The organism is Candidatus Flexicrinis affinis, assembly GCA_016716525.1.
GTDB lineage: Bacteria > Chloroflexota > Anaerolineae > Aggregatilineales > Phototrophicaceae > Flexicrinis > Flexicrinis affinis.
Genome location: JADJWE010000001.1, coordinates 1,134,715 through 1,156,487, shown reverse-complemented (window position 1 = coordinate 1,156,487; position 21,773 = coordinate 1,134,715). Strand labels below are relative to the sequence as shown.

Below are 21,773 nucleotides of genomic sequence, written 5' to 3'. Positions count from 1 at the left end.
CGCGGCCTAATCGACGGGCAGCACCCACGCCAGTGCTTCCGGCAGCACGCTCCGGAAAGCCACAAGGCTGTGCCCGCTGCCAATTTCGACGTACTTGTACGCGGTTTCGTTCGAACGCCGGTTCAGCAGCGACCGAAGCTCGCGCCCCGGCTGTACGAAGCGCGCCGCGCCTTCGTAACGGCCAACCGACTGGAAGACTCGCTCCGGCAGATTCTCCGCGCCATCGAACCGGCGCACGATCTGGCGCAGCTCGGCCGCAGACTTGCCTTCGCCCAACGGCGGCGACAGCATGATCAAGCGGCTGAACACGGCCGGATTCTTGAGCGCAGCGTGCGCGCTCGCAATCGCGCCCATCCCAACACCGCCGATGCCGATCTTTTCCGGGTCGACACGATATTCGGTCTGCAGGAACGGCAGCAGCTCCGAGATCAGGAACTGGTAGTGCCGATCGTTGGCAAGGAAGTTCTTGTCGCGGGTCGTCTGATCGCCGCTTTGCATCATCGCGAGGATCGCCGGTGCGGCGGCATTGTGTTTGTAGAGCGCATCCGCAATGAAGTTCGCCTGCATCGGCCCACTCGCCCATTCGCCGTCGAGCAAGATGATCAGCGGCAGCGGCTCGTACCCGCCGTCATAGTCCGGCGGCGTGTACACCCAGCACTTGCGGCCGCCGAAATTGAGCTGCACGCTGCGCACGGAATGCTCGTCGACGCGCCCGTGCGGCACCCGGTGCAGCTTTTCCCAATCCGGGAACGGGCGCGCTTCAGGCATACGCAGCACAGACACGGACATCTGCCGTGTGCTGATGATCGTCGGGTTGTAGGGATCGCTGTGCCAGTACTTGTTGACACGCGCGACGATGTTGGAATCGCGCGCGACCGACGTCATCGGGTCGTCGATGACGATCATGTAGTCGAGCAGATCGTCCGGCTTGAACTTGACTGACACGTACCAAAGCGTCGTGCCGGCTAGGTTCTCCATCGGGACGAACGGCGGGTCGCGCCGGATGGTGTCGAGGTTGACGGCGACACGGCTTGCCCCCGGCCGCGCAAAAATGAACGTCGCCGTGTCATGCTCGATCCACGGGAAGCTCGCCCGCTGCCTCAGAAGCTGCTCGACCAGCGGTTGACGCGACTCAATCGGAGTATTCAAGGCGTCTTTCAGGAAAGATTCGAACGACGTCCAGTTCGTCATGTGCTGCTGTGCTCCTTGAGTCGCGGAAGGCGCCATAGGGTTCACTCGATTGGATTATTCAACACGCCTATTGTAGCATCTGCCCGGGGATTTACCCATGTCAGCCGAGAGTAGCACGTGCATGGCTCGTCAAGCTGAAAGCACCGCACCCGTCGCTCCCAGCCTTCGCCGGTGGGTTGTCTTCGCGCCGGCGTTCGCCGCCTTGATGCTGTGGCCGTTGTGGTATCGCTTTCCGGCCCACCCCAGCATCCCAACGCCATACTACTTCATGCGATTTGCATTTGCGCTGCCCGCAGGTATCGCCGTATTGACGTGGGCGTTGGGCGGATTCTGCGGGTTTCGCACGCTCATCCGTACCCGAACGGGATGGGCGTTTGCCGCGTCGCTGCTTATGCTAGCAGTGTGGTCGTATCTGTCAACGTCGTGGGCATTCCGCAGGGAGGCCGATCCCCAGCTTGCGCTGGGCGCCAGCATGCAGTTGGCCGTCGCGATTCTGTTTGCGCTGGCCGTCGCCTCGGTCCGCGTGCCGCCGCGCATGATTACGTCGGCGCTGCTCTTCGGTGCGCTCTGGCACGCCGCCTTGGTCGGGCAGCAAGTCGCATTGCAGGGGGCGGCGGGCGGACTGTGGAGCACGCTCGGCGAGTTTCCGATTGAACTGGAGCAGGCACGGATCAGCGTCGTGCAAGCTGAAGGGATCCGCTTGCTGCGCCCCTACGGCCTGCTGCCGCATCCGAACGTATTGGCCGGCTTCCTTGCCACGGCCGTGCTCGCCAGCGTGCCGTGGCTGATCCACCGTCGCATGCCGCTGATGGTCGCACTCGTCATCGGCGCGGCCGTCCTGTGGTCGTTCCTACTTACGTTTTCGCGCGGGGCGTATCTTGGGTTCGCTGTCGGCGCGCTTGCGCTGCTAATCCTCGTGATGCGGTCACCGGGCGTGTCCCGTCCGCGCACCGCCGTCGTCGGTGCGTGGGCGATTGTCGTGGCCGTCGCCTTCGCAGCTGTCTATCAGCCCTTCCTTCTTGCGCGTGCCGGCGTCGGCGTTGAGACGACCGAGCAGTACAGCGCAGCCGAACGCACTGAACTGAACAGCGCCGCCCTGACCGCCATTTCGGAACGTCCGCTAACCGGCGTCGGGGCCGGAAACCTCCCTTGGCGGTCGGCCTATATCCTGTACGAACGCGGGTCGATCGTACAAGGCAACTACCCGCATAACATCGTGCTGACGATTGCTGGCGAATACGGGCTGGTAGGCGTCGTGCTTGTCTTTGCCGCGGTGCTCGCCGCCTTGATCGGAGCCTTTCGCCGCCCATACTCGATACATCGGTCGGCGTTGACTGCCGCCTTCGTCGCATTGCTGGTGGCCGGCCAGTTCGACTACTATATGGTGACGTTCATGCAATTTCAGGCCGGCTCGCTGGCGCTGATCGGCGCGGCGCTTGCTGATAGAAAGTGATCGGAGCGTATGATAGACTCCCGGCGTTGCTGAACGCAGAGAAGGCGAGCCTCCTGATGACGGTTCAATCCGGGGTACGAGATTATCTGTTTCGCGGTGCGTTAGCGGACATCGATCCGGACGTCTCTGATCTGATCCGACATGAAACCGCGCGTCAAGCCCGCTACTTAATCATGATTCCGTCTGAGAGCACGGTTCCGCATGCGGTGCGGGAAGCGCTGTCTTCGGCGTTCCACAACATCTATGCCGAAGGTTATCCGCTCGACGCATCGCGGCAGTTGACCGAGGACGAGATTCTCGATTACGGCGCGCGCTTGACCGAGTACCGCCGCATCGCGGACGAACGCTACTACAAAGGCACGGAGTACGCCGACATCATCGAGTCGCTCGCGCGGCGGCGGGCGGCGGAGCTCTTCGCTACAGAGCACTACGGCCCCGACAAGCTGTTCGTCAACGTGCAGCCGTTGAGCGGCGCGCCGGCTAACAACGCGGTGTACTCTGCCCTGCTCACGGTCGGCGACACGGTCATGGGCATGGACCTCATCCAAGGCGGCCACCTGACCCACGGCAGCCCGGTCAACCGGAGCGGCAAGCAGTACAACATCGTCAGCTACGGCATTGACCCGGAAACCGAGCAGATCGACTACGATGCGATGCGCGCACTCGCGCTGCAGCACCGCCCCAAAATGATCATCGGCGGCTATTCAAGCTATCCGCACGTCCCCGATTGGGCACGGTACCGTGCCATCGCCGACGAGGTCGGAGCGTTCCTGCTGGCGGATGTCGCGCATGTCGCGGGGCTCATCGCCGCGGGCGCGTACCCCAACCCGGTCGGGATTGCCGACGTCGTGTCATTTACGACTCACAAGACTCTCGGCGGACCACGGGGCGCGGTCATCATCACGCACAAGAAGGCGCTGGCGACCAAGATCGACCGCGGCGTGTTCCCCGGCGAACAGGGCGGCCCGCACATCAACGCGATGGCGGCGCTGGCTGTTGCGCTCAAACTCGCACGGACCGAGCAGTTCGTCAGCTTGCAGCAGCAGACCGTTCGCAACGCAGTGACACTCGCCGACCGGCTTCGCGAGCGCGGATTGCGCATTCCTTTCGGCGGCACCACGACCCACCTCTTGAACGTCGACTGTAAGTCGGTAGTCGGCCCGGACGGCACGCCGCTGAGCGGCGACATGGCCGCGCGCATCCTTGACCTGTGCGGTGTCGTCTGCAATCGGCAGACGATTCCCGGCGACACGTCCGCGCTAAGGCCGAGCGGCATTCGCCTCGGTACCCCGTGGATCACCCAACGCGGATTCGGCGACGCCGAAACGCTGGCGCTGGCCGACATCATCGCGGATGTACTGCTGGCGTGCGTGCCGTTCAGCTACAGCGGCCGCAAGCGTGACATCACCCGCGCCAGCATCGACTTCGACGTGCTTCAGACGGCACGCGTCCGCGTTCGCGAGCTTGCCGCCAGTGTCGGCATCGACACTGATGCGGTCGCCGACGATTACCCGCACTTCGCATATCTGGACACCGTCTCGGACGACCCGCAGCGTATCATCGTGCAGGGCGAACATGCAGCGAATTTCCTGAACGGTGCGCTTACCAGCGATATCGTGGCGCTGGAGATCGGCGCTTCACAGCCAACGCGCATCTTCGACCTGCAAGGGCGCGAATTGGCGCAAGGCCACGTGACCCGAACGAGCTCAACCGAGTACGCGCTCGAGCTCTCAGGTCAGGTCGGGCGTGCCGTGACGTGGCTCCGGTCACTCTCTGACGCGTTCGTAATCATCGACCCGGAAGACGTAGCGGCACGGCTGCCCGGGCCGGTCGAAGTCACGGTCGACGGCCGGGTCACCGCTCGGGCTCCGCTTTCAGAGGGCGAGGGCTTCGCGGCCAAGCCGTTCTATGTTGGTCAGCGTGCGCACGCGGTCTCAGCGGCTGCTCCGCAGAACGTGTTCACGTGGTCACCTGCCGAGTCCTCAGAACTGCTCACGACGCCGCTGCACGCGCTGCACAAGCAGCTCGGCGCGCGGATGACGCCCTTCGCCGGTTACGATATGCCGGTATGGTATACGTCGGTGAAAGAGGAACACGCGGCGGTTCGCAGCAGCGCCGGCATCTTCGACGTGACACACATGGGCGTGTTCGATGTGCGCGGCCCGGGTGCAGCCGCATTCCTCGACGCGGTGACGACCAACGATGTCCCCGGCTTGGCGGTCGGCGAGTCGCACTATACGTACTTCCTCGACGTGCACGGCATCCCGCTCGACGACTTGATGATCTACCGCCTCGCCGATCAGCACTATTTGGTCGTAGTGAACGCGTCCAACAATGACAAGGTCTGGGCATGGCTGAATGCCGCTCAACGCGGCGATGTCGTCATCGACCCGGAAGTGCCGCAGCGACGCTTGCCCGGGCCGCAGGTTGCGGTACTGCGCGACCTGCGCGATCCAAGCTCGGGCGCAGACCAGCGCGTCGACGTCGCTTTGCAAGGCCCCATCAGCCTTAATATCCTGCAGGCGATGCAGTCCGACGATGCCACGAAAGCCCGCCTCAAGGCGCTGGCGTGGGCCGGTGTGACCCATGCCACACTCGACGGGTTCGACCTGATCGTCTCGCGTACTGGATACACGATGGAGCGCGTCGCCTACGAACTGTTCGTCCATCCCGATCAGGCTGCCGCGCTGTTCGAGCGGTTGATCGCGTTGGGCGCGACGCCATGCGGACTGGCAAGCCGCGACAGCTTGCGTACGGAAGGTGGTCTGCCGCTGTACGGGCACGAGTTGGAAGGACCGCAGAATTTGACACCGGGAGACGCCGGATTTGCCAACTACGTCAAGGTGTGGAAGCCGTTCTTCGTCGGCAAGGCCGCATCTGCCAAACGCGAGCAGACTCGTGACGCGGAAGTCGTCCGCTTCGGTCTCGCCAAAGGCAGCCGGCAGGCGCATCAGGGCGATCCTGTGGTCGACCCACGCGGCAAGGTGATCGGGCTTGTGACGAGCTGCGCGATCGACAGTCAAGGGACGTACACCGGACTGGCGTATGTGAAGTCGGACTACACGGCGGAAGGCACCGAACTCGCGATCTATTGCGGGTCGGATCGATTGTCCTCAGTCAACCTGAGCGGTCTTTCGATCGGCGGGCGGGCTGTCGCGCCGGAGAAGGCAGCGGTTCTGAGCCGGTTCTATAAGGCTACGACGAAGAAGTAGATCAACGTTCAATTACCCACCTGCAAGCTGAGTAGCACGGGAGACTTCAATGAGTCTCCCGTGTTGATTCGCGTCAACTCGCATATAATCAAATCACGATTCGATTATTGGTCGTCGGAACCAGTATTTCGACGGGAGTGCACCGAGGACACTATGGAAAACGTATTGGAAGCGGAAGAAATCGCCGGGTTCGACTACCTGAAACTTGACAGTTTTCTGCCTGACGAGCACAAGGCGCTTGTACAGCAGATTCGGCGGTTCAACCGCGATGTCGTGATGCCGAAGATCAACCCCTACTGGGAGAAGGCAGAATTCCCGTGGGAAATTGCCCGCGCGCTAAAGGAATTGCCGATCATGGGCGGCTTGATTCGGGGCTTCGGCAGCGCGGGCCTCGACCCGATGGCAGTGGGTCTTGTTGGCTATGAACTGGCGAAGGGCGATGGGTCGATTGGGACGTTCTACGGCGTGCACAGCGGGCTGGCGATGGGCAGCATCGGCCTGCTGGGCAACAACGAACAGCGCGAGCGTTGGCTCCCGCCGATGGCCCGCCTCGAGAAGATCGGCGCATTCGCCCTGACCGAACCCGACCGCGGCAGCAATGCGGTCGACCTGCAGACCACGGCGCGCCGTGACGGCGACACCTACGTGCTGAACGGCGCAAAGCGCTGGATCGGCAATGCGTCGATCGCGGACATACTCATCGTGTGGGCGCGTGATGACGAGGGAAACTTCGGCGGATTCGTGATCGAAGACCCGAACAACACCCCCGGCGTCATCATCACCGACATCCACGGCAAGATCGGCAAGCGCGCCGTGCTGAATGCCGACATCACGCTGAACAACGTAAAGGTCCCCGCAGAGAACCGGCTCGAGAAAGTCCGCTCGTTCCGGGACGTGGGCAAGGTGCTGACGGTCGGGCGGTACGGCGTAGCGTGGGAAGCGGCCGGTGTCGCTGCCGGCGTTTTCGAGATGGCACTGGAGTATGCCAAGAACCGCGAGCAGTTCGGCAAGCCAATCGCCGCCTTCCAACTCATCCAGCAGAAATTGGTCGACATGGCAACCGAAGTCACGTTGGCGCGCGCGCTGTGTTTCCAGATTGGCAACCTGCTCATCGCCGGCCAGTTGAACGAGGGCATCGCGTCAATGGCCAAGTACAACAACGCGCGCAAGGCGCGGCAGGTCGCGCTATTGGCGCGCGAGACGTTGGGCGGCAACGGCATTCTGCTCGAGAATCACATCGCGCGGCTGATGTTGGACGCCGAGGTGGTCTACACCTACGAGGGCACCAACGAGATCAATCTGCTGATCGTGGGACGTGACCTCACCGGCCACAACGCCATCTTTTAGGTAAGAAGTTGGAAGTGCTGAATCTTGAGTGATGAGAATCTGCCACAGTTCATCACTCGCCCAGCGCAACACAGCTCGGCAGCAAGTCGTGCGAGATTCGACTTGTGGCCAAGAAAACACAGCGCCCCGGGGCGACCGGGGCGCTATTCGTTAGCTAGGAGTGCTACTGCTGCAGCCTAGACTGTAGATCAGCCACGATGACGTCAACCGGCGTTCCAAACGCGTAAACTGCGATGAAATTCCCATTCGGATCGACCAAGAACTGCGACGTGGTGTGGCTGACGATGTAGAACGGCGCCTCGCCGCCCTCGACGATGTCGTAAAACGCACCGAATTGTTCGACCAACTCGGTCAGTGACGCGTCGTCTCCGGTTGCAGCGATGATCGCAGGATCAAAGTGGGCAACGTACGACTGAAGGACATCCGGCGTGTCGCGGGCCGGGTCTACACTGACCAGCATGAACGTAACGTCATCTGCATCCTCGCCCAACGCGCGGCGAATCACACGCCAGTCGGTCATGGTCGAGGGGCAGAAGTCCGGGCAGTATGTGTAGCCGAAATAGATCAGCGTATAACCCCCGCGCAAGGTCTCGAGCGTGACTGGTCCGCCGGCGCTTTGCAGCGTGAATGGATCGACAGCTTTCGGCTCAAGTTCCGTGACGCCGGTCGAGTATGCCCCAGGGCCGACGAGTGCCGCCCCGGTGTCAACGGTGTCGCCGTCCTGTGGTTGCTGACCGGAGATGAACGCGAGCGCAGCAACGACGATCAGGGCAAAGACTGCCATGACGATAAGACCGATCAGCACGGGGGATACCCGGGCCGTGCCGGCCGTTTGCGTCGGGCCACTTGACATGGTAAATTTCACCTCGCTTCCTCAATTGTGAAGATTGTAACAGACCCTCCCGGCCACACACGAGGCTGTAATGCGCAACTTCCACCCGCTTGACGTCTACACGGACGACCAGACATCCGGCCTGCTCACATTTTCATCTTCCATCGACGCTCCCTTCCGGCCTCAACTCAGCATGCGCAAGGAAGGCACATACGTTTCGCTCGCGATCTCTCACGGACCGATCGAACTGGCGCTCCGCCCGCGTATCGACGAACTGCGGCGGGTCCTCGGCCGGCTTGTTGCCGTCGAGGGACTGCAGACCACCCGCCAAGTCGGGACCGGCGAGGCTTATATCGCCCTTGGGCTGCAAGGAGACGGCACACTGCTCATGCGGCCGACGCTCGTTGCTGACGCAACCGGGCACCTGTGCTTCAACTTGTTGCTCACGCCGGCGTCGCGCACTGTATTGTATACGTGGTTCGGCGTCATCAGCGACGACGAGTAGCCTGCCGCGGCGTGCATCGCGGTGTTGCGCGTTCGCGTGCCGGTCGGTAGAATTCTGCCCAGTTCGATCGTAGACGAAGAGAGTGTCGGGCAATTGCCCGGCCGCCGAAGGGGCAAGCGCGCTGCGTGATCCGCGTCACCACGCGCGAAACTCTCAGGCTCACGGGATTCGTCCACGGGTCACTCTGAAGGCTGTCCGACAGGGTGCGTACACAGCGGTTTTGTGGCGCACCCTGTTTTCGTTATGCTTCTAGCATTCTCCCCAGTGAGATGGTGTGTGGATCGAAAGGATGAGTCATGGCGGACCTGAAATTTCCCGAAGACCTGAAGTACGCCAAGAGCGACGAGTGGGTTCGAATTGATGGCGATGTCGCCACCATTGGCATTAGCGACTATGCGCAGGACGCGCTCAACGACATCGTGTTCGTCGACTATATAGTCGGCAAAGGCGATACGGTGAGTGCAGGTGCTGAAATCGCGAATGTGGAGTCCGTAAAGGCTGCGAGCGAGATTTATTCATTCGTCAGCGGGACGGTCACCGAGACTAACGCGGCGCTGGTCGACTCGCCTGAGACGATCAACGCCGATCCGTATGGCGAGGCGTGGTTGGTCAAGATCAAGGTGGATGGCACGCCTGACCTCAGCGCGTTGATGGATGCCGCTGCGTACGCCAAATACTGCGAGGATCGCTAGGCCGTGGTTCGCGTCGTCTCGGTCAACGTCGGCCAACCTCAGACGCGTATCCTCCACGACGCACCGGACGGTCGTGAAGCAGCGTGGACGTCTGGGATATGGAAGTTCCCGGTCGCTGGCGCACTGCACATCGCGGCATTGGGCGTTTCAGGTGACGGTCAGGCGGATACCAAGAACCACGGTGGGCCGGACAAGGCGGTGCTCGGTTACGCGAGCTCGCATTATCCTGCCTGGCGAGCCGAGCTGCCCCATCTCGACGTGCAGGCCGGTGGATTCGGCGAGAACCTGACGATCGACAGGCAGGACGAAACCACCGTATGCGTTGGTGATGTCTACACTGCGGACGATTTGACCCTGCAGGTGACGGGGCCGCGTTACCCGTGCTGGAAGGTTTCGCGCCGCTGGAACCAGCGCGACCTACACGACCGCGTGTACGCTCTCCGTCGCACGGGGTGGTACTTCCGCGTATTGAACGAGGGCACGATCGCGGCCGGCGCCGACCTGACGCTGGCTGAACGCCCTCAACCCGCTTTGACGATCGCACGCTGTTTCGATCTGATTGACACGCCGGACGACTTCATCGACGCGGCGCGCCAGCTTGCGAACGCCCCTGAGGCGTCGGCATTCTGGCGAAAGATGGCCAACAAGGCGCTCGCGTCGACGGGCGTCCTCGAGTAGAGAAGCGCGTACCCTATGTCGTATATCCCACACACCGAGCTAGATCGCCAGCAGATGCTCGCGGCGATCGGAGTTACCACGATCGAAGACCTCTTCGATGCCGTGCCGGCGAGCCATCGCTTTCCCAAGATCGACATCCCGCCTGCCCTCAGCGAATACGAAATCGCCGCGGAACTCAAGGCGTACGCCGAAGCCAACGACCACGCGGGAAACTTCGCGGTCTTTCGTGGCGCCGGAGCGTATCATCATTTCGTCCCGTCTGCCGTCAATCACATTCTGCTGCGCGGCGAGTTTTTCACGGCCTACACGCCGTATCAGCCCGAACTCAGCCAAGGCACACTGCAGGCCGTGTTCGAGTATCAGTCAATGATGTGCGGGCTGACCGGCATGGACGCCGCCAACGCCAGCCATTATGACGGCGCGACCAGCCTAGCCGAAGCGGTCACCGTTGCACTTGATGTCAGCCGCTTTAAGCGAAGCAAGATCGTCCTGAGCCACAATATCCACCCGCAGTACCGCGACGTTGTGCGCACGTACCATCAGGGCAGGCAGATCGAGATTGCCGGCGACGATCAGCCCCGGTCCATGGCAGACCTCGCCGCCCTGATCGACGACAACACGGCGATGGTCGCAATCCAGTACCCGAACTTCTTCGGGCAGATCGAAGACATCAAGGCGCTGGCCGAAAAGGCACACGCCGTCGGCGCGCTGCTCGTCACGGTGGTCAATCCCGTCGCACTCGGCATGCTCAAGTCGCCTGCCGAACTTGGCGCGGACATCGCGGTCGGCGAGGGCCAACCCCTCGGCGTCGGCCTGCAGTTCGGCGGGCCGTACCTCGGCTTCTTCAGCATCAAGCAGGAGTATGTCCGCAAGATCGCCGGCCGCATCATCGGCGAGACAATCGACAGCGATGGCCGCCGCGCCTACGTCATGACGCTGAGGCCGCGCGAGCAAGACATCAAGCGCGAGAGAGCCAGCAGCAATATCTGTACGAATCAGGGTCTCATGGCGCTGGCGGCGTGTGTCCACATGAGCCTGTTGGGCAAGAACGGCCTGCGGCAAGTCGCGGAGCTGTGCTATCACAAAGCCCACTACGCCGCTGCGGAGATCGATAAGCTCGCTGGCTATTCGGTCGACCGCACGCTGCCGTTCTTCAACGAGTTCGTGGTCAAGTGCCCGGTGCCGGTGGAGAAAGTGAATACCGCCTTGCTTGAGCAGGGAATCGTCGGCGGGTACGACCTCGGCACCGACTACCCGCATCTGGTCGATCACATGCTGATCGCCGTGACGGAAACCAACAGCAAAGCCGAAATCGACGCATTGGTTGAGACGCTCGGGGCACTGTCATGACGCACGAACCGACGATTTACGAACTGAGTCAGCCGGGCCGCATCGGCACCAACCTGCCCAGCCTCGACGTGCCGAAGTCCGACCCGCTGCCGGCAGACATGCTGCGCACGGAACTCATGCTTCCAGAAGTCAGCGAGCTGGAGGTCATCCGTCATTTCGTGCGGCTAAGCCAGTTGAACTACGCCATCGACAAAGGCTTTTATCCCCTCGGCAGTTGTACAATGAAGTACAACCCGAAGATCAACGAAGACGTGGCGCGCTACGAGGGGTTCGCCGGCCTGCATCCGCTGACGGACGAGGCAGGCGCGCAAGGCGCGCTTGCGCTAATGTACCAGCTACAGCAGTGGCTGGCCGAAGTCAGCGGACTGAACGCCGTGAGCTTGCACCCGGCGGCGGGCGCGCATGGCGAATTCGCCGGCATCCTGATGATCCGGAAATATCACATCGACCGCGGCGAGCCGCAGCGGACGAAGATCCTCGTCCCGGACAGCGCGCACGGGACCAACCCCGCCACCGTCACGATGGCCGGGTTGAGCGTGATCGAACTGCCGGCGGACGACAAAGGCGACGTCGACATTGAGGCGCTGAAGAAGGTCTGCGAAGGGCCGGAGCGCGACAACATCGCCGGCATGATGATCACCGTACCCAGTACACTTGGTCTGTTCGAGCGCGGCATCCTCAAGATCGTCGAGCTTGTCCACAACGCAGGTGGCTTGATGTACATGGACGGTGCCAACATGAACGCGCTGATGGGCGTGGTCAAGCCCGGCGCGCTCGGCTTTGACGTCATGCACTACAACTTGCACAAGACGTTCAGCACGCCCCACGGCGGCGGCGGCCCCGGATCGGGTGCGGTCGGCGTCAACGAGAAGCTCAAGCCGTTCTTACCTGCCCCGCACGTCGACATAGTCGAGCCGGGAACAGACGAGGAAGCCCCGCTGTACGGGTTCGTCACGCCAGAGAAGTCGATTGGCCGGCTCAAGGCGTTCCACGGGAACTTCGGCATGCACACCCGCGCCTATTCCTACATCCGGGCGTATGGCGGCGAAGGTCTGCATCAGGTGTCGCGCCACGCCGTACTGAACGCGAACTACATCCGCGTTGGGCTTAGCGACACGTACACCGTGCCGTACGATCGCGCCTGCGGGCACGAGTTCGTGATCGAGGGCCACTTTGAAGGCGTGGAAAAGGTCCACGCGCTGGATATCAGCAAGCGGTTGATGGACTACGGCTATCATCCGCCCACCAACTACTTCCCGCTAATTGTTCCCGAGGCGCTGTTGATCGAACCGACCGAGACGGAGACGAAGGAAACACTCGATCAGTTCATCGCAGCGATGAAGAAGATCGCGCAGGAAGCCAAGGAGAACCCGGAGCTGCTGCTCAGTGCGCCGCACAAGACGCCGGTTTCTCGCCTCGATGAGGTGCGCGCCGCCAAACAGCTCGTGCTGTGCTGCGCCCCGCTGCTCAAAGACACATAAGCAGCGCCGTCTTGAACAAAGCAACAGGCCGGTCGCGCGACCGGCCTGTTCTGTTTACAGATAGCTCACGATGTCCTCAAGCGCCGGTCGCGGGCGTTCGTCGGTCGGCTGAAGCGCGCTGCCAACGTAGATCAGCCCGATAATCTCGTCGCTCTCCGGAATACCCAGGCCGGCCTTCACGTCCGGGTGATACGACGGCCAATCGGTGATCCACGTCGTGAAAAAGCCGAGCGCGTTGGCCGCGTGAATCGCGTTCAGGCACACTCCCGCGCCGGATAGAAGCTGCTCAAAGCGGGGAATTCGCTGCACGTTCTCGATGCGCGTACTGACGATCAGCAGCAACGGGGCACGGGCCGGGCGCCCGGCCTCGGATTCGATGAGCTCATCGCTGGCATCGGGATGGTCGCGCTCAAAAATTGCGGCCCACTCCTTCCCCAGCGTGTGCTGCGCTTCCCCGCGAACCACGTGAATGCGCCACGGGGCCAGCTTGCCGTGATCGGGCACGCGGGTCGCCGCGCGCAGGATGAGTTCGAGTTCGGCATCATCCGGTCCGGGGCCGGTCATCTTGGCGGTAGGCAGCGACCGCCGGGTCAACAGGTAGTCGAGTACGGCATCAAGCCGCGGCTTACAGATGGGTTCGGTCACGATTCCTCCGTCAAACAAACAGGTGTCCCTGTGGACACCTGATTACGCTGCTGCGGGAGAGACAGGAACTTAACCGAACAATCCCCTCGCTTAAGTCGCTCAACTCTTATCCAACGCATCCAATTCCCCTATCACGCACATCTCGTGCGCCTCTCAACCCTAGACTAGATCGGCTTTAGCGGTGAACGGAGGAGGTGCGCCTTCCTCCGCCCACCTAGAAGCTCGCTGCTCGCGTCAGCAAGGCTTCCGGATGCCACTCTACCACAGGTCCGGGAAGCACTCGCCAGCCGCAGCGAAATCGACAGGATGTTGGGTTCGAGAGGTATGGCACATGACTCGCGTTTTCGTATTTACCAACCACAAGGGTGGCACGTCTAAGACGACATCATCCACCAATGCTGCGTATGGCATCGTCTCGATGCTGCGACACGCCGGCGCACCCAACCCGCGTGTGCTGCTGATCGACACCGACAGTCAGGCGCACGCCACGCTGGTCACCACCGGGTCGAAGAACTACGGCGCAGACAACAGTCTGTACACCGTCCTGATGGCCGACCGACAGAGCGCAGCGCGGACCTTGCTCGGATGCCTGGTGCCGTCGACGTGGGACGCGGACCTGCACGTCCTGCCGGCCTCGTCGCTGCTTGAAGGCGCTGAGCGCGAACTGAACAGCCTGGCCGGCGCACCGTACCGCCTCGCCGATCCTCTCAACCAGATCGCTGACCGTTATGCCGCGATCGTCATCGACACGCGGCCGTCGTTTTCGCTGATGACTGAGATGGGGCTGATCGCTGCCACAGACGCGATTGTGCCGGTCGAGCCGCGCTATCTCGAAACGGTCGGTCTGATGAGCGTGATCGGCAAGATCAATGACATCCGCGATGGCTGGCGTCAGCCGAACCTGCGCGTCAGCGGCATCCTTGTCACCAAGATGAACGCGCGTGTGCGTGGGCACAAATACCTGCTTGACGAGCTCAAGGCGCACCGAGTGCTCGGGCCGCTGCTGCTTGGCGTCGTGCCGGTGAATGAAGCGGTGTCGTACGCGCATCAGTGCCACCAGAGCATCTTCACCTACGATCCGCACGCGCCGGCGAGCAAGGCGTACATGAGCATCGTCATCCGGCTCGTGCAGATCATGGCAGGCGGTGCGGCATGAAACGTCAGAACCAGCGCATCGACGAACTGCTTGACAGTGTCACCGCCGATATGCTGGTGGGCGGCCAAACGCAGTTCACCGATACGGGCCTTCGTGTCGAGCGACTGCTGCTCGAAATGGTGCGACCGGATCCCATTCAGCCACGGCGCGTGCTGCCAGAGCATCTGCACTTCGACTTCCACGCTGGCCGGATGACGCCGACGCAGGCGTTGCGCGGATTGGTCCAGCTCGTGCAGGTCTCGGCACGGCAGCGCGGACGGCCGTTCAGCAACGTGCTCGAGTTGCTGCCAAACCCCGATGCCGACGCTCCCGACGATCCGGCCGTTCAGTTGTCGCCGGAGGAGCAGCTGCTGCACGATCTGGTCAACCTCGCCGTCACGATCCGCGACGACGGACAGGTCAATCCGCTGACCGTGGTCGACGTGTCGCATGGTGTCGTGCAGCAGTTTCGGATCGAGACTGGCGAGCGGCGTTACTGGGCGAGCTGGCTGCTGCGCGACTTCATCCCGAACTACAGCGGAGACGGCATGATCCCATGCATCGTGATCCCGACCGAGAACACGTCGGTGTTCCGGCAGGCGCGCGAGAACACGGCGCGCAGCGGATTGTCGGCGGTGGCGATGGCCCGACAGGCTGCCCTCCTGCTGCTCACCGTGCACGGCTACGAAATCCCGGACGGCGCCGTCACCAACGACTTCTACCGGCAGGCGCTCGACCTGGATCTGCGCGGCAAGCGCGAATACACCGAAGCGATCCTCAGCGCGATGGGCGGCATGAAGAAGACGTATTTCAGCTACATCAAGAACCTTCTCCGGCTGTCGGACGAGGCGCTGGAGCTGGCAGACCGGCACAACATCGAGGAATTCAAGCTGCGCCCCGTACTGAGTCTCGCACAGGAGTATCACGCAGAAGTTGTGAGGCAGATCATCGACCTGGGTCTGTCGGGCAAACAGATCAAAGAGCTTTGCGAGGGGAACGAGATGGAGGACAACGAGAATGAAATGTCCGAAAGGCTGCCAGGAGCGGCGGTCAAGGTGGCGAAGATGACACAAACAATCAGCGCACTATCGGCCGGCGACATCGCCAAAGCCCTGCTCAAACAGGAAGGTGACGCCGATATCGCATTTGCCCGCCTTCAGGCGTTGCAGCGGGTGCTTTCTGAGGCACTCAAACACTTATCCGCGAAGTAAAAGGTTCACGCGCGTGAACCTTTTGGAGATGACGGCATGAAACGAGTACGCGATCCGCCTTGAACAAACAAAAGGCCCACGTGCGGGAAAGCAGGTGGGCAGGGAACCACTGTGCTACATTGTGAACTCGACAATCACAATGTAGCACAGCCCCCGCCCTCCTGCAACTGACATCCGAATTCGCGCTGCGTTTCTTCGACGCGGCCCCAGTTCCACATTGCCTGCTGCTGGAGGGACCTCATGCTTCCCGATCCTGTATTGCCCCATGCCTGTTTGCCATCTGATGGTCCGATCGTGCCGAACGATTGACGATTCGCGCCGCGGATTTTCGCCACAATCGATCTGAGAACGCCACCCCGATCGGTGGTGCGTCATGAGCGCGACGATCATTCCGTTCACGCGCATCCCGGACGCCGTCCTGCTCGATCCGCGACTGACCGCGCTCCAGCTGCGCATCTATGCGGTCATCGCCCGCCGCCTCGGCAGCGATACCACGTCCGCATTCCCGAGCTATGCCACGATCGCACGCGACGCCAACACCAGCCGCACGTCGGCGATCGGCGCGGTGAAGGCGCTCATCGACCTCGGCTATCTGTGCAAACAAGCGCAGCCGAGCGGGCAGGGCGATCTGACCAGCAACCGGTATACGATCTGCGGTGAGGGTAGTCAAATCTTTGCACCACGTGGTGCAAATCCTGTACCACCCCTGGTGCGCGGTTTGGACCACGGTGGTACAAATCCCGCACTACCGGTGGTGCAAATTCTGAACCACGGTGGTGCAGATTTTGGACCCGAATCAGAATCAAAGAATCAGAGTCAGAGTAATAAGACTCAAGAGATCCAGAACGCGCGCGAGCCCGCGCCTGCGTCCGCATCCGCTGCCGCCGATCCTGGCCTTCAATCTGTGCTTGATGATTTTCAGGGAAATATCGGTGCGCTGAGCTCCATGGCCACGCAGGTCGTCACGGACCTGGTTAAAGATTGCGGTTCCGGATGGGTCCGGGATGCGATTCAAGAGGCGGTCATCTATGAGAAGCGCAGCCTCGCGTATGTGCGCCGGATCCTGCGGGCGTGGAAGCAGACCGGTCGCGCCGGCGAACGGAAGATCTCGCCGCTAAAGGTCGAACCGATTCCGGTCCCGCAGAACGAGACTGTGGACACGGCGACGGACATCGTCTGGCCACCGCCGAGTCTCTTGCGCGATGCTGGCGCAGCGCCGGACAGGTCGGATCCCGCGGCGGTCGCGTGGAAGGCGATATGCGACCGACTGCCTCTGCTCGGACGACTGAGCCGGATGGCGACACCGGTGAGCCTACTGGACGGCGTGCTGACGGTCGAGGTGGCGGACAAGCGCACGTATTCGGTGCTCACCGACACGCAGCGGCATCTAGTAGCCTTCGCGAGCCGCGACGTCCTTGGCAGCGAGGGATCGGTTGCGGTGATGATGGTTGAGCGAAGGCTCGATGCAGCGGGCTGTTGACGGTGCGCGGCAGTACGCCGCATCCGTCCCTCTGCCAACGAAGTGAGTAGGAGTACCTATACGGTGATAGTACCCCACGCATCACTCGACACGGGTTGTTCCCGTTCGACGCAAGCGAGGCGGTGCGGGTGGTCACTGGATAACGGTATGTGACATCCGTCACATACGCGTCATACAAACGGTACTGACCATCTCACTGCGTTGTTCGTTACGCTGGGTGACAAGTCGCCCGCGCATCGCTGTCAGAAGGCCGTGCCATGCACCGGATCGCCGCGCTGTTCGTCGTCATGCTGCTCGTCTTGTCGGGAGGGGGCAACTTCGCCGAACCCGTGCCCGTGACCCCCGTTCCCCTGCTGCCGATCCCCGGCACGCCGCAAGCACCCGATCCGCTGGGCGGATTCCGAGGCCTTCAGCCCACGCCGCCGGCGGTGACGCCCTCGGCTCCGAATGCCTCGCGGTTTGATCTTCCCGACCCCGAATCGACCGCCGAGTTGGGCGCGACACCGATGCCCAGCTTTCCTGATTTACGGCCCGAGACGCGCCAGTCCAGCGAACCGAACGACGGCGAGGCCGTCGAAATCGTCTCGTTCGGCGACACCGACCGCCTGCGCGCCGAACTGGCCGACCCCGGCACCGAGATCATCTACTTGATGCCCGACGAGGCGCAGTCGCCGTTTCTGATCGACAGCCCGATCATTATCGCATACGACGTAGTCATTCACGGCAACTATGCGCATCTGGTTGGCGCTGGCACCGCCGTACCGATGCTGATAGTTCCAGGTGGTGCTTCGGTGCAATTGCATCACGTGACCCTTCGCGACACTGACTACCGCGCGGCCGTCGGATCTGGCGACTATGGTGGCGCAATCTCCAATCAAGGTGACCTACGAATTTTCGATAGTGAGATTGCCGAGAACATCGCAGACAGCGGCGGCGGCGGAATCTACAACCGCGGCGAATTACTGCTCGAACGCGTCTCGATCCGCGCCAATCAGGCAGGCGGCGGAGCGGGAATCCAGAATGACGGTGGCGGCACCGTCACCGCAACATGCAGTCGATTCATCAGCAATGGCGGCGACTACGGCAGTGGCATATTGAACGGCAATGCCGGGGCGAACCAGAATGCCGCTGGCAGTGCTACAGTGACGTACTCTGTAATCGACGGCAATTACGCCGATCCCGACGGCGTCTCGGACATCGTTAATCTGCGAGCTGACGTCGTGACGCTTGACGCGGCCAACAACTGGTGGGGCAACGACAACAACACGCCGAGCGTGAGCAGCGGCGTTTCGGTGAACCCCAAGCTGACGGGCGACCCGACCGTGCCGCCTTACACCATTCAACCCCAGTGCCAGCCCCAGCCGCCACAGATGCCAGACTTTTGCGTAATCGAAAGTGCGCCGACCGTAACAACCATCGAAGACATCGAGAGCTATCTGGCATCCTACGGCGTCAACATCATCGATGCGTCTAACACCAACCTGTGGTCATTCGCCGAACTTGAGGCAATCCTACGCGGCGTACTTACCTCCGCTAACGCCTTCTGCCTGTTGTCAAACGAACTCGAACTAGGACACGTTACCCCTCAGCAGGCGTTTCAAGGAGTACTGTTCCTAGCAGAGACCAACAGGCTACACTTCAGCCGAACGACGATCGCCAATCCAACGAGCTGTCGTACAGACAAGCTCATTCCGACCGGTTCCGACCCCCGGTTTGCAGAGATAGCGTGTGGTGATGAGTTTCAGCTATCAGAACACACGATCACCCACGAACTCGGGCATGTCTTTCTGTATCGCTCCACGTTCGCGACTCCGGCGAACGGGACAAGCACCCTGCCCTGCCCTTTGTCCAGCGGCGTCGGGTTCATCGGTTGTCTGGACGATCCCAACTTCGCCAACTCCGACCCGACCAGCAACTCTGCCAGAGCACTGCGAGGCGCCAACTCACAAACCCAATTCGTGTTTGGCTTCATCACGAGACGACTCTTGCCTGACTTTGTACAAAGGCAGATTAATAATCTTGACCCGGCCGGGCAGCACAATATTTCAGCGGCGAACTTTCCACTCTCCATCTGTGCAGATGGCACCAAGCCTTCTCTCGGATCATTATGCCCACCGGAATCTCCACTGCGATATGTCGAAATCTCCGATTGGGAGCGTGGCGTAACGGGCTGGGATATGCCCATTTCGGTCACCGCCCCCGACAGATTCGGAGCGTGTGATGATGCCAGCGGAGCCTATGTCGTCACCGCCTTCCAACAGAATCCCTGTGTGATCTACGAATGGGTTCTCGAACATCCTGCCGCCATCAATGTTGGCGACGTCGGTTTGAAGAAATCGACTGAGCAGGAAGAAACGGGCGCGGATATGTTCCTGAACTGGGTGTACAGAACGGTCGAAGGCGCCAGTTCGTCAGCTTTCAGTGACAACACGTCGAATGATCAGCTTCCAACTGGCCGTGTGTTCATGGACTGCAGCATTGTTCCAGTCGGTCATGGCGATGACCGCTTCTGCTGGATGCAGGAGAACCTGCGCATGTTCTTCCAGTACTACGATTGGTGAGGAGTCTTTCATGCTGCGGTTCAGCTTGTCACTGTTGATCGTACTTCTGAGCGTTCAATCCGTACAGACGCAGGGTGATATTGACATAGCATCACTAAAGTACAGTCCCGATGGCGAATATGTTGTTGGGGTAGGGAATCAGGTTGTGATATGGGATGGGATGACCGGCAATCTCATTACCACGCTAGACCTTCCTATGCAATCTCCCCACTCATTGCTCTTCGATGCTGCGTGGAGTCCCGATGGTAATCGTTTAGCGGTGGCGGGTACCGACTTCAGAATTCGCGTTCTCGACTTTTCCATAGGCACACAACCACTTGGCGCCTTGCTGGAAGAGTTCGTAGTATCAACTTTTATGGGTGTCCTATCAATTGCATGGAGTCCAGACGGAAGTCTAATCGCAATTGGAGGTGATGGGACCACTCCACGCCTGGAATTCAGGGATGGGACAACGTATGAATTCATTCGCGCCAGCGATTACGTTGTGGGTGCTTATCGCATGGCATGGCACCCTGACCCTCAGCGCAACCTGATCGCTGCCACGAGTGGCTATTTCAATGGGGCAACTTTGGCAAATACATCCACGAGTAGTCCCGGTAGAACTACCGTATGTGATGAGTGCGCGCCGGAGGCTATCTCCTTGCCTGTCGCGTGGAACAGTAGTGGCACTCTGCTTGCGATCGGGCATACCGACGGTAGTATTTTCGTTGTCTCCACTGTTACCGATACCGTTGTAACCACATTCCAGACCGGTATCGGCGTAAGTGAACTTGTATGGTCCCATGATGATCAGTTCGTGATATCTACGTCCCAGGCCGGTTTGCAGGTGTGGGACAGTGAAACGGGTAGTTTGTTGAACACCCCCCCATTTATCAAAACTGGAAGGTTTGATCTCAATCCACTCAACGACCAGATCTTCTACTTCGACGCTGTGAACGATTTAGGGATACTCACCTCCGTGTCAGCATTGATCGAACCCACGCCCACCGCGACGCTCACGCCCACGTTTACATTTACAACGCCGACTCCAACGCCGACCAACACACTGACCCCCACCGCGACTCCGGTCCCATCCGCCGGCGCGGGATGGCTGCTGTACCACTCCAACCGGCCCGAGCCAGCCGCCAACACCGCCGGCGCGTTCAACCTCTACGCCGCCGACCTGAGCGTGTCGCCACCGCTCGTCCAGCGGCTGACGGCCAACACCGACTCCAACGTCCGCGACGAGCTGCCGGTCTGGTCGCCCGACCACACGCGCATCGCCTTCACCCGCCGCACCGGCACCGCCTCCGACGTCTGCTTGCTCACACTCGCCACCTCGGCCGTCGTCTGCACCGACACGCCGGCCGAGAACGAGGACTATCCGGCGTGGGCCGACAGCGGGCTGTACCTCGCTTACGTCTCCGACGCTGACGGCGAGAAGGACATCTACAAGCACGCCCTCAGCGACGGCGGCTTCGCCGGCTCGCGCGTCAATCTCACGCATCGCGCCGGGACCGACGGTCACGACGACTATCCCGACTGGCACGGTGACTGGATCGTGTACGCGTCCACCCGTGACGGCAACAAGGAGCTGTACGTGATGTTCGCCGATGCCGATGCGCTCAACGCCGGTGACGGACAGCAGCGCCAGCAGCTCACCGAAACGACCGACAAGACGCACAAGCAGCCGGCGTGGTCGCCGCTGGGGGACAAGATCGCCTACACGCGCGACACCAACGGGCTCGACGACACGTACGTGCGGCCGATGACGTTCAGCGACGGGACGTGGACGCCGGGGCCGGCGTCGATGCTGACAGGCGGTCAGCCGGGCGAGTACCGGTTCATGGCGTGGCAGTCGGCGGATATGAGTCAGTCGACGCTGGCGGCGGTGCGCGATCTGAACGGGGACAAGGACATCGTGATTATCACGACCGGGCTGGGCGGCGGGCTGAGCGATCCGGGCGCGCCGGTCAACTCGTCCGCCTTCGAGGACGACCCGGACTGGTAGCGGGCGTCCT

16 protein-coding genes and 1 riboswitch are annotated in these 21,773 nt (G+C 61.5%); of the genes, 13 read left to right on the top strand and 3 right to left on the bottom strand.

All coding sequences use genetic code 11. The features are described 5' to 3' along the window. Nucleotides 1-6 precede the first annotated feature (6 nt). Nucleotides 7-1,191, bottom strand: coding sequence for an esterase family protein (locus IPM16_04885; protein MBK9122444.1), 1,185 nt, complete (start codon nt 1,189-1,191; stop codon nt 7-9). 121 nt (nt 1,192-1,312) lie between these two features. Here IPM16_04885 and IPM16_04880 point away from each other — a divergent pair, with 121 nt between their 5' ends. From IPM16_04880 to IPM16_04870, 3 genes are all read left to right on the top strand, one after another. Continuing rightward, nucleotides 1,313-2,644, top strand: coding sequence for an O-antigen ligase family protein (locus tag IPM16_04880; protein MBK9122443.1), 1,332 nt, complete (start codon nt 1,313-1,315; stop codon nt 2,642-2,644). A 56-nt stretch (nt 2,645-2,700) separates the two neighbouring features. Beyond that, a complete protein-coding gene (locus tag IPM16_04875) occupies nt 2,701-5,856 on the top strand; it encodes a serine hydroxymethyltransferase (protein MBK9122442.1) in 3,156 nt (1,051 codons plus the stop codon). A gap of 153 nt (nt 5,857-6,009) precedes the next feature. Continuing rightward, entirely contained in the window at nt 6,010-7,203 is a 1,194-nt protein-coding gene (locus tag IPM16_04870; protein MBK9122441.1) for an acyl-CoA dehydrogenase family protein, read from the top strand. A gap of 163 nt (nt 7,204-7,366) precedes the next feature. Here the strand turns inward: IPM16_04870 and IPM16_04865 are convergent, their stop codons facing one another. After that, nucleotides 7,367-8,056 (bottom strand): SCO family protein, encoded by a 690-nt coding sequence (locus IPM16_04865; protein MBK9122440.1) that lies wholly within the window; start codon nt 8,054-8,056, stop codon nt 7,367-7,369. 70 nt (nt 8,057-8,126) lie between these two features. On the opposite strand from IPM16_04865, the gene IPM16_04860 reads away from it, so the two are divergent. The 5 genes from IPM16_04860 (at nt 8,127) to gcvPB (ending at nt 12,741) form a co-directional block, all read left to right on the top strand. Further along, a complete protein-coding gene (locus tag IPM16_04860; protein MBK9122439.1) occupies nt 8,127-8,540 on the top strand; it encodes a hypothetical protein in 414 nt (137 codons plus the stop codon). A 65-nt stretch (nt 8,541-8,605) separates the two neighbouring features. Next, nucleotides 8,606-8,720, top strand: a riboswitch (glycine riboswitch). 125 nt (nt 8,721-8,845) lie between these two features. Beyond that, nucleotides 8,846-9,232: a glycine cleavage system protein GcvH gene (gene gcvH / locus IPM16_04855; GenBank protein MBK9122438.1), complete on the top strand. Its 387-nt coding sequence runs from the start codon at nt 8,846-8,848 to the stop codon at nt 9,230-9,232. 3 nt (nt 9,233-9,235) lie between these two features. Continuing rightward, nucleotides 9,236-9,910, top strand: coding sequence for an MOSC domain-containing protein (locus tag IPM16_04850; GenBank protein MBK9122437.1), 675 nt, complete (start codon nt 9,236-9,238; stop codon nt 9,908-9,910). A 15-nt stretch (nt 9,911-9,925) separates the two neighbouring features. Then, nucleotides 9,926-11,260, top strand: coding sequence for an aminomethyl-transferring glycine dehydrogenase subunit GcvPA (gene gcvPA, locus IPM16_04845; protein ID MBK9122436.1), 1,335 nt, complete (start codon nt 9,926-9,928; stop codon nt 11,258-11,260). Continuing rightward, nucleotides 11,257-12,741 (top strand): aminomethyl-transferring glycine dehydrogenase subunit GcvPB, encoded by a 1,485-nt coding sequence (gene gcvPB / locus IPM16_04840; protein ID MBK9122435.1) that lies wholly within the window; start codon nt 11,257-11,259, stop codon nt 12,739-12,741. The genes gcvPA and gcvPB overlap by 4 nt, the downstream gene beginning before the upstream one ends. Nucleotides 12,742-12,795: 54 nt before the next feature. On the opposite strand, the gene IPM16_04835 is transcribed toward gcvPB, so the two are convergent. Beyond that, nucleotides 12,796-13,386, bottom strand: coding sequence for a nitroreductase (locus tag IPM16_04835; GenBank protein MBK9122434.1), 591 nt, complete (start codon nt 13,384-13,386; stop codon nt 12,796-12,798). 331 nt (nt 13,387-13,717) lie between these two features. Between IPM16_04835 and IPM16_04830 the strand changes: the two genes are divergently transcribed. The 5 genes from IPM16_04830 to IPM16_04810 all read left to right on the top strand — a co-directional run bounded on the left by IPM16_04830 (nt 13,718) and on the right by IPM16_04810 (nt 21,763). After that, nucleotides 13,718-14,542, top strand: coding sequence for a ParA family protein (locus IPM16_04830; protein ID MBK9122433.1), 825 nt, complete (start codon nt 13,718-13,720; stop codon nt 14,540-14,542). Further along, entirely contained in the window at nt 14,539-15,732 is a 1,194-nt protein-coding gene (locus IPM16_04825) for a ParB N-terminal domain-containing protein (protein MBK9122432.1), read from the top strand. The genes IPM16_04830 and IPM16_04825 overlap by 4 nt, the downstream gene beginning before the upstream one ends. Before the next feature lie 373 nt (nt 15,733-16,105). Further along, complete coding sequence (locus IPM16_04820; GenBank protein MBK9122431.1) at nt 16,106-17,212, top strand: DnaD domain protein; 1,107 nt, start codon at nt 16,106-16,108, stop codon at nt 17,210-17,212. A gap of 257 nt (nt 17,213-17,469) precedes the next feature. After that, on the top strand, nt 17,470-19,773 hold the full coding sequence (locus tag IPM16_04815; GenBank protein ID MBK9122430.1) for a hypothetical protein: 2,304 nt from the start codon (nt 17,470-17,472) through the stop codon (nt 19,771-19,773). A 958-nt stretch (nt 19,774-20,731) separates the two neighbouring features. Continuing rightward, nucleotides 20,732-21,763 (top strand): PD40 domain-containing protein, encoded by a 1,032-nt coding sequence (locus tag IPM16_04810; protein MBK9122429.1) that lies wholly within the window; start codon nt 20,732-20,734, stop codon nt 21,761-21,763. Nucleotides 21,764-21,773: the final 10 nt, after the last annotated feature.

Bases quoted from the DNA above. Each gene is read 5' to 3' on its own strand.
- IPM16_04880 (MBK9122443.1), top strand. From the start codon at position 1,313: ATGGCTCGTCAAGCTGAAAGCACCGCACCCGTCGCTCCCAGCCTTCGC.
- gcvPA (MBK9122436.1), top strand. From the start codon at position 9,926: ATGTCGTATATCCCACACACCGAGCTAGATCGCCAGCAGATGCTCGCG.
- IPM16_04885 (MBK9122444.1), bottom strand. From the start codon at position 1,191: ATGACGAACTGGACGTCGTTCGAATCTTTCCTGAAAGACGCCTTGAAT.
- IPM16_04870 (MBK9122441.1), top strand. From the start codon at position 6,010: ATGGAAAACGTATTGGAAGCGGAAGAAATCGCCGGGTTCGACTACCTG.
- IPM16_04860 (MBK9122439.1), top strand. From the start codon at position 8,127: ATGCGCAACTTCCACCCGCTTGACGTCTACACGGACGACCAGACATCC.
- IPM16_04875 (MBK9122442.1), top strand. From the start codon at position 2,701: ATGACGGTTCAATCCGGGGTACGAGATTATCTGTTTCGCGGTGCGTTA.
- IPM16_04825 (MBK9122432.1), top strand. From the start codon at position 14,539: ATGAAACGTCAGAACCAGCGCATCGACGAACTGCTTGACAGTGTCACC.
- IPM16_04830 (MBK9122433.1), top strand. From the start codon at position 13,718: ATGACTCGCGTTTTCGTATTTACCAACCACAAGGGTGGCACGTCTAAG.
- IPM16_04865 (MBK9122440.1), bottom strand. From the start codon at position 8,056: ATGTCAAGTGGCCCGACGCAAACGGCCGGCACGGCCCGGGTATCCCCC.
- IPM16_04820 (MBK9122431.1), top strand. From the start codon at position 16,106: ATGAGCGCGACGATCATTCCGTTCACGCGCATCCCGGACGCCGTCCTG.
- gcvPB (MBK9122435.1), top strand. From the start codon at position 11,257: ATGACGCACGAACCGACGATTTACGAACTGAGTCAGCCGGGCCGCATC.
- IPM16_04815 (MBK9122430.1), top strand. From the start codon at position 17,470: ATGCACCGGATCGCCGCGCTGTTCGTCGTCATGCTGCTCGTCTTGTCG.